This window comes from Parabacteroides sp. AF14-59, assembly GCF_003479515.1.
GTDB lineage: Bacteria > Bacteroidota > Bacteroidia > Bacteroidales > Tannerellaceae > Parabacteroides > Parabacteroides faecis.
This window is the reverse complement of record NZ_QUHH01000001.1, coordinates 80,739-96,592: the sequence shown is the minus strand read 5'-3', so window position 1 is coordinate 96,592 and position 15,854 is coordinate 80,739. Positions and strand designations below refer to the sequence as shown.

Genomic DNA, 15,854 nt, shown 5'->3' with positions numbered 1-15,854 from the left:
CAGTTTTTTTGAATCAAAACAGACATGTTTTCCAACAAAACATGTCTGTTTTGGGTTTAAAGCATATATCTTTTAGACTAAAAATATCATTTTACGAAAAAGAATGCTAAATTTGCATGCTAATTAAAGAATTATAGAGAACAGATTATGATAAAGATTACATTTCCGGATAATTCCGTAAGAGAATACGCTGAAGGAACTACTGCAATGCAGATCGCAGAAAGTATCAGTTCCCGTTTGGCTCAGGAAGTTTTGGCCGCAAGTGTGAACGGAGAAACATGGGACCTGTCTCGCCCTATTATGCAGGATTCGACAGTGAATCTGCTGAAGTGGGACGACGAAGAAGGTAAACATGCATTCTGGCACTCGAGTGCTCACCTGATGGCAGAAGCCCTGCAGGAACTTTATCCTGGTATCAAGTTCGGTATCGGTCCGGCTATTGAAAATGGATTCTACTATGATGTAGATCCGGGTGAAGCTACAATCAAAGAAGGTGATTTTGCAGCTATTGAAGCAAAAATGCTTGAACTGGTAGCAAAGAAAGAAGAAATCAAACGTCAGGACATTTCCAAAGCAGACGCTATGAAAATGTTTGGTGACAGAGGTGAAGAATATAAGACTGAGTTGATCAGTGAACTGGAAGACGGTAAAATAACCACCTATACACAGGGTTCTTTTACTGACCTGTGCCGTGGACCGCACTTGCCTAACACATCTTACCTGAAGGCTGTTAAAATTCTGAGCGTGGCTGGTGCATACTGGCGTGGTGATGAAAAACGTAAACAGTTGGTTCGTTTGTATGGTATCACTTTCCCGAAAAAGAAAATGCTGGATGAATACCTGGCGTTACTGGAAGAAGCCAAAAAACGTGACCACCGTAAGATCGGTAAGGAACTGGAATTATTTACATTCTCTACTGCAGTAGGAGCAGGCTTGCCTTTATGGTTACCCCGCGGTACTCAGTTACGTTTGAAACTGGAAGACTTCCTGAAACGTATTCAGAAGAAATACGGTTACCAACAGGTGATGACTCCGCATATCGGTGCAAAGCAGTTGTATGTGACATCAGGTCACTATGCAAAATACGGCAAGGATTCATTCCAGCCGATCCATACTCCGCAGGAAGGTGAAGAATTTCTGTTGAAACCGATGAACTGCCCTCACCATTGTGAGATCTTCAAGTCATTCCCGCGTTCATATAAAGACCTGCCTTTGCGTTTCGCAGAGTTCGGTACTGTATATCGTTACGAACAGAGCGGTGAGTTGCACGGTTTGACAAGGGTTCGTGGCTTTACTCAGGATGACGCTCACTTATTCTGTCGTCCGGATCAGCTGAAAGACGAATTCCTGAAAGTAATGGATATTATCTTTATCATCTTTAAGGCACTTGACTTTGAAAATTTCGAAGCTCAGATTTCTTTACGTGATAAAGTAAACAGAGATAAATATATCGGTTCGGAAGATAACTGGGAAAAAGCAGAAACCGCCATCATCGAAGCCTGTCAGGAAAAAGGCCTGAAAGCCAAGATCGAATACGGTGAAGCCGCTTTCTATGGTCCGAAACTTGACTTTATGGTAAAAGATGCTATCGGCCGTCGCTGGCAGCTCGGAACAATCCAGGTAGACTATAACCTGCCGGAACGTTTTGAACTGGAATATACAGGCGAAGACAACAAAAAGCATCGTCCCGTAATGATCCACCGTGCACCGTTCGGCTCAATGGAGCGTTTCGTTGCTGTGCTGATCGAACATACAGGCGGTAAGTTCCCGTTGTGGTTGACTCCGGATCAGGTATGTATCATGCCTATCAGTGAAAAATTCAATGAATATGCATGGAATATCGCTCGTCAACTGGAAGAACAGGATATTCGTGTACTGGTAGACGACAGAAACGAGAAAATTGGCCGTAAAATTCGTGACAATGAATTGAAACGTATTCCTTACATGCTCATCGTTGGAGAAAAAGAAGCAGAAAATAATGAAGTTTCTGTAAGAAAACAGGGCGAAGGTGATAAAGGTTCGATGAAAATTGCTACCTTTGCAGCGCTTTTGAACGATGAAGTAGAGGACATGATGAATCGTTGGCAAAAAAGTAATAAATAAATAACTAATAACGAGGAGAATAAATCTTTTTGAATGAAGAATGACAATCTGAAAGAACAGTATAGAATTAACGAACGTATTCGTGTTCGTGAAGTTCGTCTAGTAGGTGACAATGTAGAACAGGGCGTATACCCGACATCGCAAGCTTTAAAAATGGCTGAAGATATGGGATTGGACCTGGTTGAGATTTCACCCAATGCTGCGCCCCCCGTTTGTAGAGTAACCGATTACCAGAAATTCCTCTATCAGCAGAAAAAACGACAGAAAGAGCAGAAAGCGAAGTCAGTTAAAGTTGTAGTGAAGGAGATTCGTTTCGGACCTCAGACTGATGATCATGATTATAACTTTAAATTGAAACATGCCAAAGGATTTCTGGAAGAAGGAGCTAAGGTTAAAGCATATGTGTTCTTTAAAGGACGTTCCATTCTTTTCAAAGAGCAGGGAGAAGTTTTGTTACTTCGTTTTGCTAATGACCTGGAAGACTACGGTAAAGTCGAACAGTTGCCGGTATTGGAAGGTAAACGCATGATCATCATGTTGACACCGAAAAAGGCAGGCGCACCTGCTGCTACTGCTACTCCGAAACCTGCTGCATCTGCCGGACCTGCAAAGCCTGTGGCTAAGAAAGTTATAACCTTGAAGCCGAGGACAGAGTCTGACGCAGAGGGAAACAAAGAATAAAAAACCGCCCGTTAGAGGGTGTCAAGTTTAATAATTAAAACAAATTGGAAAATGCCTAAGATGAAGACTAATTCCGGTGCCAAAAAGAGGTTCGCCCTTACCGGAACAGGAAAGATCAAAAGAAAACACGCTTTTAAAAGTCATATTTTGACGAAGAAGACTAAGAAAGCTAAGAGAAATCTTACTCATACCGGCCTTGTTGCTACTGTTGATGTAAGAAGTGTTAAGCTAATGCTTGGCATGAAGTAATCTTCTTAAATTAAGCGAGTTTTACAAAGATTTTTATTAACCGAATGTATTTAGCAAGTAAGATCATCATGAAGGATGACGCTAACATTCAAAACAGATTAGAATTATGCCTAGATCAGTAAATCATGTTGCTTCAAGAGCAAAAAGAAAACGGATTTTAAAACTTACCAGAGGTTATTATGGTGCACGTAAGAATGTGTGGACCGTAGCAAAAAATACCTGGGAAAAAGGTTTGACTTATGCATTCCGTGACCGTCGTAACAAGAAACGTAACTTCCGCGCATTGTGGATCCAGCGTATCAATGCTGCCGCTCGTCTGGAAGGTATGTCTTACTCTCGTTTGATGGGAGCTTTGCATGCTGCAGGTATCGAGATCAACCGTAAAGTGTTGGCCGACTTGGCAATGAACCATCCGGAAGCTTTCAAAGCAATCGTAGCGAAAGTAAAGTAAATTGATATATAAATGTCAATAGGAGAAGGGTTCCGATAACGGGACCCTTTTTTTGTTAGCTTTTTACAATTCATACCTTCTGAAACACTGCGACTTCACTTTTTTATTCATTATTTAAGGGGAAATTGTTGACATTTTGTTTGGAAGATTCAAAGGCTTTACATATCTTTGTAATAAGAAAAATGAGTTAGCCGCACTTGTTCGATTGGGAAACTCATCAGTTTATTTTAATTCCGAGACACAGCTCTTGTCGCTAATGGCGGGCCGCACCCTTCGGGGATGCATCGCACAGCGGATTACAAAGGTGGCAAAGCACTCAAATCCTGTCATACGGAGTTTGTTCATATCTAGGGTGCGGCTTTCTTCTCATATAAAGGGAAAATCTCTTACGGGATTTTCCCTTTTTCTTTGTATATTTACCGCACCAAGAATAAATACACAAAAAATAAATTATGATGTTATTGCCAAAACAATCGCGCATGACGATGGCTGGGATTACCGTAGCATGTTCGTTGTTCCTTGTAGCCTGTTCTCCGAAGGAAACAGTGCAGTTGAATCTAATCCCGTTACCGGCACAATTCACTGTGGCCGATGGTTTTTTCAAGGCAGACAGTGCAGCGGTCTTCTCTACGGAAAAACCTGCAAATGTTCATTTTGTTGTCGATAAGTCATTAGGCGGAAATCCGGAAGGATATCAGCTTACAGTTAATGACAAAGGTATCGACTTGAAAGCGGCTACAGAAACGGGCCTCTTCTATGGTGAGCAGACTCTCCGGCAATTATTTACTCCACAGGGCTTCCCTTATGTATCCATACAGGACGAACCTCGTCTCAAGTACCGTGGATTGCATTTGGATGTGTCCCGCCACTTCTTTCCGAAAGAAGAGGTATTCAAACTGCTGGATGTGATGTCTTTCTACAAACTGAATAATCTGCATTTCCATCTTACGGATGCCGGTGGCTGGCGTATACAGATGGATAAATATCCTAAACTGACAACAGAGACGGCTTTCCGGACAGAATCCGACTGGCGGAAATGGTGGGATGGAAAGGATCGTAAATATCTTCCCGAAGGCACTCCGGGTGCTTATGGCGGTTATTATACGAAAGATGATATACGTGAGATCGTTGCTTATGCAGCCTCTAAACATATAAATGTAATACCGGAGATCGAATTCCCTGGTCACTCGGAAGAAGTATTGTTTGCCTATCCGGAGTTAAGTTGTTCCGGTCAGCCTTATAAGAATGGTGATTTCTGCATAGGCAACCCGAAGTCGTTTACCTTTATGGAAGATGTGCTGGATGAAGTGATCGAACTTTTCCCTTCCGAATATATTCATGCGGGAGGAGATGAAGCCGGTAAAGGAGCTTGGAAGACCTGTCCTAAATGTCAGGCTTTGATGAAAAAGAATGGCATGAAGAGTGTGGATGAACTGCAGAGTTATATGATCCATAAAGCGGAAGAACACCTGATCTCTAAAGGCCGTAAGTTGATCGGTTGGGATGAGATCCTTGAAGGTGGCCTTGCACCGGAAGCTACCGTTATGTCCTGGCGTGGTGAAAGTGGTGGAATTAAATCTGCCCGTATGGGACACGATGTGGTTATGACACCGGGCAATTATATGTATTTGGATTTCTATCAGGCTGATCCGAAGACACAGCCTTATGCTATCGGCGGATATACCCCGATCAAGAAAGTGTACAGCTATAACCCGGTTCCGGTCGATTCATTGACCGCAGAAGAAAGTAAACATATTATAGGTGTACAGGCGAATACCTGGACAGAATATATCACGAATGAGAAACATCTGGAATATATGATGTTCCCGCGTGCGCTTGCTGTTGCCGAGATTGGCTGGACTCCTCAGGAAAAGCGTGAGTGGAATGACTTCAAACCTCGTATGAACGCTCATATTTCAAAATTGCAGCAGATGGGTATAAACACCTTTACCCTTTCCGACGAACTGGAAGTTACCATGTCTGTCGATACAGTAAAGAAACAGATAGAAGTATTCCTGGATGCAGAGAAATATCCGGCAGAGATCCGTTATACGACAGACGGGACTGTTCCGACTGCTTCTTCCGCCCTTTATGATGGCGTGATTGTGGTAAAAGATTCTGCTTATGTCAAAGCTGCTATTTTCAGAAACGGTCAGTTGCAGGGAGCACCGACGGAAAAGAAAGTCGATTATCATCGTGCGATCAATAAGCCTATACATTATAATAGTAAGTTGTATCCCGGCTATATGGCGGGAGGTATGAATGCCCTGATCGACGGATACCGTGGTGGACTGACTTATCTGGATGGCCGCTGGCAGGGATATCTGAACGATCTCGATTGTGTGATCGATATGGAAGAAGTGACCGACATTCACAAAGTATCGGCTCGCTTTATGCAGTTGATCGGTCCGGGTGTTTACCAACCGACCAGTGTCGAGCTACTGACCTCGGAAGACGGTACAAACTTCACCTCTCAGGGAATTATCCCGACAACCATCTCCAATAAAGATGCAGACCTCTCTTTCCAGGAATATCTCTTCCAGGGAGACTGGAAAGCCCGTTACGTTCGCCTGAAGGCTGACGAAGCCAACAAAGGATTTATTTTTGTCGATGAGATTGTTGTTTGGTAGGATTCACTTTGCTATTTCCATTAGTACATTATTAATGATAACAGAATACAATATATTAATTAGTAACTAAATAAATCAAGAATGAAGAAGCAAGTAATGAGCCTTCTGCTGTGTGGCAGCCTGATGGCGGCAGCACAACAGCCGGTAGATTATGTAAACCCCTTTATCGGGACCAGTAACTACGGGACAACCAATCCCGGAGCTATTTGTCCCCAAGGTATGATGAGTGTCACTCCATTCAATGTGATGGGGTCGGAGAGTAACCGCTTCGATAAAGACAGCCAATGGTGGTCCACTCCATACTCTTCCGACAATGATTTCATGACAGGGTTTGCTCATGTCAATCTGAGCGGCGTCGGTTGTCCTGAACTAGGAAGTCTTTTGTTGATGCCTACAGCCGGTGAACTGAAAGTCGATTACCGTGAATACGGCAGTAAATATAAAGATGAAGTCGCCCATCCCGGTTATTACAGCAATGTCCTGACAAAATATAATATCAAGACAGAAGCAACAGCCAGTATGCGTACAGGTCTCAGCCGTTTCACCTTCCCGAAAGGGCAAGGCAATATCCTTTTAAATCTGGGTGAAGGACTGACCAACGAGACCGGAGCCACCGTTCGTATCGTTAATGAGACCGAGATCGAAGGTAGTAAACTGCTGGGAACTTTCTGCTATAACCCACAGGCTGTTTTCCCTATCTATTTTGTGATGAAGGTCAGCAAGGCTCCTAAATCGATGGGATATTGGAAAAAACAGCGTGAAATGAAGGGTGTGGAAGCCGAATGGGATATCTATTCGGGTAAATATAAGTTGTATACCAAATACAACCGTGACATGAGCGGTGACGATATCGGTGTATGGTTTACCTACGATACGGAAGAAAACGAAGCAATCGAAGTAAAGATGGGCGTCTCTTTCGTCAGTATCGAAAATGCCCGTCTGAACATGAATACGGAGCAGCCGGACTTTAATTTCGATAAAGTAAAAGCTACCGCCAGTAATATGTGGAACAGCGATCTGTCCCGTGTAAAGGTTGAAGGAGGTTCCAAAGACGATAAAACGATCTTCTATACCGCCTTATACCACCTGTTGATCCATCCGAACATTATCCAGGATGTGAACGGCGAATATCCGATGATGGAAAGCCTGAAAGTGGGCCATACCACAGGCAACCATTACACTGTATTCTCATTGTGGGATACTTATCGTAATGTAAGTACCCTGATGACTCTTCTTTTCCCTGAACGCCAGCTCGACATTATCCGTACGATGATCGATATGTATAAAGAAAGCGGATGGTTGCCTAAATGGGAACTTTACGGACGTGAAACTCTGACGATGGAAGGCGATCCTTCTATACCTTATATAGTAGATGCCTGGATGCGCGGTCTTCGTGATTTCGATGTAGAAACAGCTTACGAAGCGATGCGTAAAGGAGCTACTACACCGGGTGAGTTCAACCTGCTTCGTCCGGACAATAACGATTATATGAGTAAAGGCTATGTTCCTCTTCGTGAACAGTACGATAACTCTGTATCTCACGCCCTGGAATATTATATTGCCGACTGGAACCTTTCTCAGTTTGCCAAAGCATTAGGAAAGAAAGAAGATGCCAAGTTATTCCACGATCGTTCTATGGGATATAAGAACTATTATAGCAAAGAGTTCGGAACCCTTCGTCCGCTTCTGCCTGACGGAACGTTCTATTCTCCGTTCAACCCGAAACAAGGAGAAAACTTCGAACCGAATCCTGGCTTCCACGAAGGAAGTGCCTGGAACTATACATTCTATGTACCTCACGATATCCCCGGCCTTGTTAAGCTGATGGGTGGTCAGAAGAAATTTGTAGATAAGCTGCAGATGGTATTCGACGAAGGCCACTATGATATGGCTAACGAACCGGATATCGCTTATCCTTACCTGTTCAGCTATTTCAAAGGCGATGCCTGGCGTACACAGAAGCTCGTTCGTGAACTGCTAAGCAAATATTATCACAACGCACCGAACGGTCTCCCTGGTAACGATGATACCGGTACAATGTCTACCTGGGCTGTATTCTCTATGATGGGATTCTATCCGGCTTGTCCGGGTGATATGGATTATGTATTAACATCACCGACCTTCAATAAGGTAACAATCGATCTGGACAAGAAATTCTATCCGAAAGGTGAACTGGTGATCGAGTCGATGCATCAAACTCCGGAAGATATCTACATTAAAGAGGTAACAGCCGGAGGAAAGAAGTTGAAAGGCTATACTATTTCTCAGGAAGAACTGGTGAATGCCGGAACATTGAAATTTATTTTAGAAGATACGCATAAATAAACATTAGAAAATAACTTGTTTGAACCCCGGAAGGCCTATTGGCTTTTTGGGGTTTTTTAATGGCTTAAAGCAATAAAGGGAAGTGTATTGTTGGTATTGTAGAAAATAAAATGTATCTTTGTATAAAGATAAATGTTTATGAAAGAGAGAATTTCAAAAGATCAAACAGAGGAAAAAAAGATGGAATCTTTGCGTTCCATGATTGCCTCTTTTAGAATAGAAGGGATTCATATTTCTGAAGAAATGGCCTTATCTATTTACGAGAAAGTTCAGCTCCGTCTACAAAAGTCATCTTTATAATATCTTCCATCCAACCATATTCTTTATTAGCTGCCATTTGTACAGCATATATATACTTGTCAAAATAGGTTGATGCAATCTTTGTGAAATCTAGTTTAGGGTATCCTTGTTTTTGTGCCATTAAGTTCGCTAATAGACGAGCTGTTCTTCCATTACCTTCGCGAAATGGATGAATAAACAATAACTCTGCATGAACTTTTGCTATATCTGCTATGAGATTTTCTTTACAGGCATATTTGTTTGGTAACATCTTTAATACCTCTTGTTCAAAAATATTCATTGAATTAGGTAAAAATATGGCAGCCGGAAATATAAAACCACCTTTTGACATATTGACAGTCCTGTATTTTCCAGCAAAAGTATATAAATGTCCTAAAGCTAGTTTATGTATTTTCAGGATATAGTTGATATTAAATTTAGTTCTTTTTGAAAGTTTATCAGAAAGGAATAATTCCGCATATAAAAATCCTTCGAATTCAGATGCTGCAATATCCTCTGCTGTTAGTAGTCCTAGAAGATTTGGTAAAATTTCAGATTCATCTTTATTTGTAGTGTATTTATTCATAGCTACTAAATTATATGAAGAGCAAATATACATAAATATAAGTAAAGTAGTGAACTAGTAATATGAATCTTCTCAAAGCTTTTGTATTTTAAAAACTGTATTATAGAAGCGAAGATTGATCGATAAATTTGTTTCATAATGTGAATCTTAAAAAAAATTGGAGGGGCTAGAATTCATAATGACTAGAAAAAACGATCGTTTTTTCTAGTCATTTTTTTGTGCTGCAAATGTAGGAGATATTTATTGAAATACAAAAGGTTTTGGGAATTTTATCTATTTGTTTTTCAATGTTTTGATCTTGTTTTTTCAAAATGCCGCTTCAATCATAGGTTAACAAATATTAGTCAAATAAGGCTGACTAGAAAAAACGATCGTTTTTTTTAGTCACTCCAATAACCTTCAAGTATAAGATTTTCAGTTGTTTATGTAGGTTGGCCGCTTGGGACTGACGAACTTTTTTACATAACACCCCTAATTTGTGACTTATGAATATCAATGGTTTTGCACTAGTATTATCACGCGTTAAATTTTTTAACCGTTGGATCGTCCTATTTATTGATTTATTTTTATCAATTCTGGCAACTGCTACTTCTCTGTCATTCCTGTGGTATATCCTTGGGACAGAGCTTGTAGACGATTCTCTTTTTCATATATTATTCATTTCTTTCTGCAGTAGTCTGGCAAGTTTCTTTTTGTGCCAGACCTATAAAGGTGTGATCCGGCACTCTGCATTTACAGAAGCCGGACGTCTCGCTTTATCTTCATTAATAAAGGTACTTTTCATCGTTGTTTTGGTCTACCTGACCACGACGATTCAATCTCCTCGTGAATTAGCCTTAGGAGCTGTAGTAGACTTATCCCTCACATTCTTCCTTTTAACAATACTCCGTGTCTTCATGATTGTTTTCTATACAATTATAGTCAATAGTGTATCCTTAAATCAAGGAAAACTACTGATTTATCAGGGTGATAAATCCGGGACTTTCTTGTTTGATGCTTCCCTGAGCGACAAACTACTGTATAAAGTTTGTGGTTTCCTACGTTTTGGCGATCACACCTGTTTACGTGTAGGAAAATACAGAATTTACTCAATCAAAAAACAGGTAGACTTTAATCATTTGGTTAACAGGAAAAATATTAAAGCTGTTCTGTTTACTGACTATCATTTAGTAAAAGAAGAGAGTGAGCGTTTAGTCCGTTATTGTGAAAAGAAGAAGGTTCGTATGTTGATACTCCCTTCTGTCGATGAATTGAAGAAAGGCAGGGTTAATTTTCACAATCTTCCTGAAGTACATATAGAAGATTTATTGGGTCGTGAGGAAATCTGTATCAATATGGCTGAAATCGCCGCATCCTTAAAAGGTAAAGTGGTTTTAGTCACTGGAGCTGCCGGTTCTATTGGCAGCGAACTCTGTCGTCAATTATGTACATTCAATCTGAAACAATTAATCTTATTCGACAGTGCCGAAACTCCCATGCATAATATACGTCTGGAACTGGAAGAAAAATTTCCTCAGGTAGAGTTTACTCCTGTAATGGGAGATATCCGGATGATCGATCGTGTAGAATCTCTTTTCGTGCGTTTTCAACCTCAGTATGTGTTTCATGCGGCTGCTTATAAGCACGTACCTTTGATGGAGGAAAATCCTTGTGAGGCTGTTCATACGAATGTATATGGTACTCGCAATGTAGCGGATATGGCTGTCAAATACAATGTAGATAAATTCATAATGATTTCTACCGATAAGGCGGTTAATCCGACTAACGTAATGGGCGCTTCCAAACGCCTGGCTGAAATCTATGTACAAAGTTTAAGTATTGCTATCAGCAAAGGCTTGCATCCGGGTAAAACCCGTTTTATCACGACCCGTTTTGGTAATGTTTTAGGAAGTAACGGTTCTGTTATTCCCCGTTTCCGTGAGCAATTAGCAAAAGGTGGCCCTTTAACAGTGACTCATCCCGACATCATCCGCTACTTTATGACAATCCCGGAAGCGTGCCGCTTGGTACTTGAAGCGGCCTTTATGGGTAAGGGTAATGAAATCTTTGTATTCGATATGGGAACCCCTGTAAAGATCGCTGATCTGGCTCGTCGTATGATTGAACTGGCAGGTCTTGTCCCCGGCGAGGATATCGAAATCCAATATACCGGTCTTCGCCCAGGCGAAAAGCTGTATGAGGAACTTCTGGCAACGAAAGAAAATACCCTTTCTACCAATAATGCCAAAATATATCGTGCCCAAGTGAGAGAATATGATTACAATGATATTTGTACGGTTATGAACCCGCTGATTACATTGGCGATTAAAGTCGATAAGATGGGAACAGTCCAAATGATGAAAGGGATTGTACCGGAGTTCAAGAGTAGGAATTCGGAGTATGAAGTGTTGGATAAAGTTGAATGATATCCTACTGATATTTTTCTCTGCCTTATCTGTCCTCTGTTTAATCGGTGGTTATTATGCCGATGGAATTTGTATCTGGCTATCCTTTCTGACATTACTGGTCTGGCCGATATTGGCAGGTAATCTGTTGTTGATAGGGATACAATTGTTCACAAAGAAAAAGAGGAAAAGTTTAATCCCTCTGTTTGCCATCCTGATCCATACAGGTTATCTGTTAGCCGTATATCAACCTCCATATTGGAATAAACCGACTACATCAGAACAAGGAGGTACTCCTTTGACCGTAGTCACCTATAATGCAAGTCATTTTTATTGGGACAGAAAGTACACGATGAATGAAGCTGCCACTTATATCAAGGAGTTGAAACCCGATATCGTCTGTTTCCAGGAAGCGACAGGCGATGGGTTTTATCATCGGGACAGCATTCGATACGCTTTTGATTATGTGCTATATAAATATATCAGCCGACGCACGGACCATTTACCAACAACGATTTATAGTCGTTATCCGATCCATTCGGTAAAAGCTCTTTACTATAAAAATTCTCAGAATATGTCATTAATAGCTGATATACGAATAAACAATCAATATATCCGTGTGATTAACAATCACTTCGAAACAACAAGCGTTAATTCCTATCGCGGCATAATTACTACGCCAGGGAAAGATTTGAAAATTCGGATGAAGGCTGTCAAGGACTTAGCTCTGAAAATGAAAAGTAATTATCAGAAACGGGCAGATCAAGCTGATTCGATTCGTGTAGAGATCGAACAATCTCCTTATCCGGTATTAGTTTGTGGAGATTTTAATGATACGCCGGCTTCCTATGTTTATCGTCAGGTACGGAAAGGACTGATTGATGGTTTCCGTGATTGTGGAAGTGGCTACCAATATACTTTCCGGCAGTTATACAAACTCTGGCGGATTGATTACGTTTTCTATTCGAAATCGTTGAAAGGTCATGAATGCTATTCTCCGGAAACATCTTATAGTGACCATAATATGGTAGTTTGGAAAGGAATAATAAATTGACGTTTTTATTTTATAGTAAGAAATAAATGATAAGTCTGGTTACTTCTGTTTTTTCTTATTGGAAATATATAAATTTAAGATAGATACGATTGGCATGGTTAAAGTTATTACCTATGGGACCTATGATCTTTTGCATCAAGGGCACATAAACTTATTACGTAGAGCCAAAAAATTAGGTGATTATTTAATTGTTGGTGTAACTAATGATAATTTTGATCGTGATAGAGGAAAACTTAACGTTCGAAATAATGTATTAGAACGTGTAGAGGCTGTGCGTGCAACAGGTTATGCTGATGAAATTATTATAGAAGATTATATTGGCCAAAAAATTGATGATATACAAAAATATGAAGTTGATATATTTGCAATAGGAAGTGATTGGGAGGGTAAATTTGATTATTTGAATGAGTTTTGCAAGGTTGTATATTTGCCTCGTACAAAAGGAATTTCTTCTAGTATGCTCCGTGAGGGGAGTCAAGATGAAGTACGTGTAGGAATTATAGGCTGTGGTCGTGTGGCAAAACGCTTTCCTATGGAAGCTTCGGTTGTAAGCGGTATAAATCTTGTAGCAGTTTATGATATCAACATAAATGCAGCTATGTTATTAAGCAAAAGCAATAGCAATATAGAGGTATATTCTGATTTGGCTGATTTTTATACTGCAGTAGATGCTGTGTATATTGCAACTCCTCATCTCTCTCATTATGATTATATTAAAGAGTCTCTAAGATTTCAGAAACATGTTCTCTGCGAAACACCAATGGTACTCTGTGGGAACCATGCAATAGAGCTTTATGAATTAGCTGAAAAGCAAGGACTGATTTTGATGGAAGCAAATAAAACAGCGCATTGTCCTGCTTTTAATCATCTAATGGTTATGATTAAGTCTGGCCTTGTTGGAGATATTGTAGATATAGAAGCTTCACTTTCAAAATTGTGGGACGACAAAAAAGATTTACGAGAATTAGATCCAGAACAAGCGGGAGGCTCTCTTTATGAATTAGGAAGCTATCCATTACTTCCTATTTTTAAATTGTTGGGAGTGAATTATGAAAATTTGAATATTTATAGCCGGATGGACAATAATGTAGATATGTACACAAAAGGTGTATTTCGTTATCCAAAAGCTACATGTTCTTTTAAAGTAGGACTTGGAGTAAAAACGGAAGGGAATCTTGTCATATCAGGTACAAAAGGTTATGCTTATGTTCCGGCTCCTTGGTGGAAAACCGATTATTTTGAATTACGTTATGAAAATCAGAATGATAATAAAAAATATTTTTATAAATGGGATGGAGCGGGGCTTAGATATGAAATTCAAGAATTCATTTCATGCATTGTAAATAAACGTTTTTCATCAACTCGTTTATGTCGTAAAGAAAGTATTCGTATGGCTGAGGTTATGCAACAATTTTCAGAACGTGAAAATTTTTATGAAATATGAATTTATACAGAATGTGATATTCTAATTATAAATACATTGTTGAAATGGCTAATCAGTTCACCATTGATCAACAGTGTGTGTTATATTTTTGAGATATCGTAATCATAATATGATTGTATAGAGATTATTTGAAAAATTAGTATGGAAATAAATCAACTTAAAGCGGGTGCATTTCTTTCTTACGTTTCTATCAGTTTAAATAATGTTGTAGGCTTGTTGTACACCCCGTTTATGCTGCGTATGATGGGGCAGTCAGAATATGGCCTATATTCCCTTGTCGCTTCGGTAGTAGCCTATTTAACCGTTTTGGATTTAGGTTTTGGAAATGCTATAGTTCGTTATACAGCAAAATTCCGTGCTGAAGGGAAAATCCGTGAACAATATGAAATGTTCGGAATGTTTTTTCTTCTTTATATAGGAATCGGAATTTTAGTATTGCTGATAGGATTAGCCCTTTATTTTAATGTTGACTATTTATTTCATGCAACTATGAATGACAACGAATTATATAAAATTCGCGTCATGATGTTACTAATGGTCTTCAATTTAGCTTTTACCTTCCCAATGAGTATTTGGGGATCGATTATCACAGCTTATGAGAATTTTGTATTTCAAAAATTAGTGGGAATAGTACGAATCATATTGAACCCTTTGGTGATGATAGCCATGCTTTTGATAGGTTATCGAGCTATAGGAATGGTGGTTATTACAACAATCTTTAATGTAGTGACATTATTGATCAATTATTGGTATTGTAAAAAGCAATTGAAGATTCAAGTTCGTTTCGGACATTTCCGATGGGGCTTTTTCAAAGAAGTATCCGTTTATTCTTTTTGGATTTTCTTGAATGCTATCATGGATCGTATTTATTGGAGCACAGGACAGTTTGTACTAGGGATGTTCAAGGGGGCAGCGATTGTAGCAGTGTATGCAGTGGCAATTCAATTACAAAATATGTATATGAGTTTTTCTAATGCTATAGCAGGGGTATTTCTCCCCAAAGTAATGCATATTGTTGTAAATGGTGATAATGATAAGATATTATCAGATTTATTTATTCGTATAGGGCGTATGCAGTATGCAGTAATGGTTTTTGTATTACTTTGTTTTATTTTGTTTGGTCAGCAGTTTATTGTTTTATGGGCAGGTGAAGATTATATGGAAAGTTACAGTATTGCATTATTTTTTTTAATACCATTGACCGTTCCTTTTATACAAAATACAGGTATATTGATACTTCAAGCTCGTAATAAAATGCGATTTCGCTCAGTTGCATACTTGATAATTTCTGTTTTAAGTTTAACGATTTCAATTGTTTTATCAAAAAAATATGGAGGAATAGGTTGTGCTATTGCAAATACAATTGGACTTACAATTGGACAGATTGTAGTAATGAATATATATTATTACAAAAAAATTCATATTGATGTTGTGTTGTTTTGGAAAGAAATAGGTAGAATGAGTTTTATTCCGTTTGTTTTTTGTATGATTGGATTTTTTATTATGCCTATATTTAAGATTGATACTTTTGAAAAGTGGTTTTTTATAGTGATTTTATTTGCATTAATATATTTGCCTTTATTTATATATTATGGGTTGAATAATTCTGAACAAAAAATATTTTTATCTCCTTTTATGAAGATGTTTGGAAAAATGAATAAAATATAA

The 15,854-nt window shown here is 39.2% G+C and carries 11 protein-coding genes; 10 read left to right on the top strand and 1 reads right to left on the bottom strand.

Features of this window, described 5'->3' with window-relative positions; all coding sequences use genetic code 11:
- The first annotated feature begins 147 nt into the window (after positions 1-147).
- The 6 genes from thrS (at position 148) to DWW23_RS00415 (ending at position 8,439) form a co-directional block, all read left to right on the top strand.
- On the top strand, positions 148-2,103 hold the full coding sequence (gene thrS / locus DWW23_RS00445; protein ID WP_122351341.1) for a threonine--tRNA ligase: 1,956 nt from the start codon (positions 148-150) through the stop codon (positions 2,101-2,103).
- A 33-nt stretch (positions 2,104-2,136) separates the two neighbouring features.
- Complete coding sequence (gene infC, locus DWW23_RS00440) at positions 2,137-2,784, top strand: translation initiation factor IF-3 (protein ID WP_122351340.1); 648 nt, start codon at positions 2,137-2,139, stop codon at positions 2,782-2,784.
- Between the two features lie 51 nt (positions 2,785-2,835).
- A complete protein-coding gene (rpmI, locus tag DWW23_RS00435) occupies positions 2,836-3,033 on the top strand; it encodes a 50S ribosomal protein L35 (protein WP_122351339.1) in 198 nt (65 codons plus the stop codon).
- 106 nt (positions 3,034-3,139) lie between these two features.
- Positions 3,140-3,484: a 50S ribosomal protein L20 gene (rplT, locus tag DWW23_RS00430; protein WP_005635321.1), complete on the top strand. Its 345-nt coding sequence runs from the start codon at positions 3,140-3,142 to the stop codon at positions 3,482-3,484.
- 455 nt (positions 3,485-3,939) lie between these two features.
- Positions 3,940-6,114 (top strand): beta-N-acetylhexosaminidase, encoded by a 2,175-nt coding sequence (locus tag DWW23_RS00420; protein WP_122351654.1) that lies wholly within the window; start codon positions 3,940-3,942, stop codon positions 6,112-6,114.
- Positions 6,115-6,195: 81 nt separating this feature from the next.
- Complete coding sequence (locus DWW23_RS00415) at positions 6,196-8,439, top strand: GH92 family glycosyl hydrolase (protein WP_122351338.1); 2,244 nt, start codon at positions 6,196-6,198, stop codon at positions 8,437-8,439.
- A 253-nt stretch (positions 8,440-8,692) separates the two neighbouring features.
- On the opposite strand, the gene DWW23_RS00410 is transcribed toward DWW23_RS00415, so the two are convergent.
- Positions 8,693-9,304 carry a Fic family protein gene (locus tag DWW23_RS00410; protein WP_122351337.1) on the bottom strand — a complete coding sequence of 204 codons (612 nt, stop codon included), beginning with the start codon at positions 9,302-9,304 and terminating at the stop codon, positions 8,693-8,695.
- A 485-nt stretch (positions 9,305-9,789) separates the two neighbouring features.
- Here DWW23_RS00410 and DWW23_RS00405 point away from each other — a divergent pair, with 485 nt between their 5' ends.
- The 4 genes from DWW23_RS00405 to DWW23_RS00390 all read left to right on the top strand — a co-directional run bounded on the left by DWW23_RS00405 (position 9,790) and on the right by DWW23_RS00390 (position 15,854).
- Positions 9,790-11,709 carry a UDP-N-acetylglucosamine 4,6-dehydratase family protein gene (locus DWW23_RS00405; protein WP_122351336.1) on the top strand — a complete coding sequence of 640 codons (1,920 nt, stop codon included), beginning with the start codon at positions 9,790-9,792 and terminating at the stop codon, positions 11,707-11,709.
- Positions 11,684-12,742, top strand: coding sequence for an endonuclease/exonuclease/phosphatase family protein (locus DWW23_RS00400; protein ID WP_122351335.1), 1,059 nt, complete (start codon positions 11,684-11,686; stop codon positions 12,740-12,742). The genes DWW23_RS00405 and DWW23_RS00400 overlap by 26 nt, the downstream gene beginning before the upstream one ends.
- A 94-nt stretch (positions 12,743-12,836) precedes the next feature.
- Positions 12,837-14,186 carry a Gfo/Idh/MocA family oxidoreductase gene (locus DWW23_RS00395; RefSeq protein WP_122351653.1) on the top strand — a complete coding sequence of 450 codons (1,350 nt, stop codon included), beginning with the start codon at positions 12,837-12,839 and terminating at the stop codon, positions 14,184-14,186.
- Between the two features lie 141 nt (positions 14,187-14,327).
- The gene (locus tag DWW23_RS00390) at positions 14,328-15,854 is read left to right on the top strand and encodes a lipopolysaccharide biosynthesis protein (RefSeq protein ID WP_122351334.1); all 1,527 of its coding nucleotides are present in this window, start codon (positions 14,328-14,330) and stop codon (positions 15,852-15,854) included.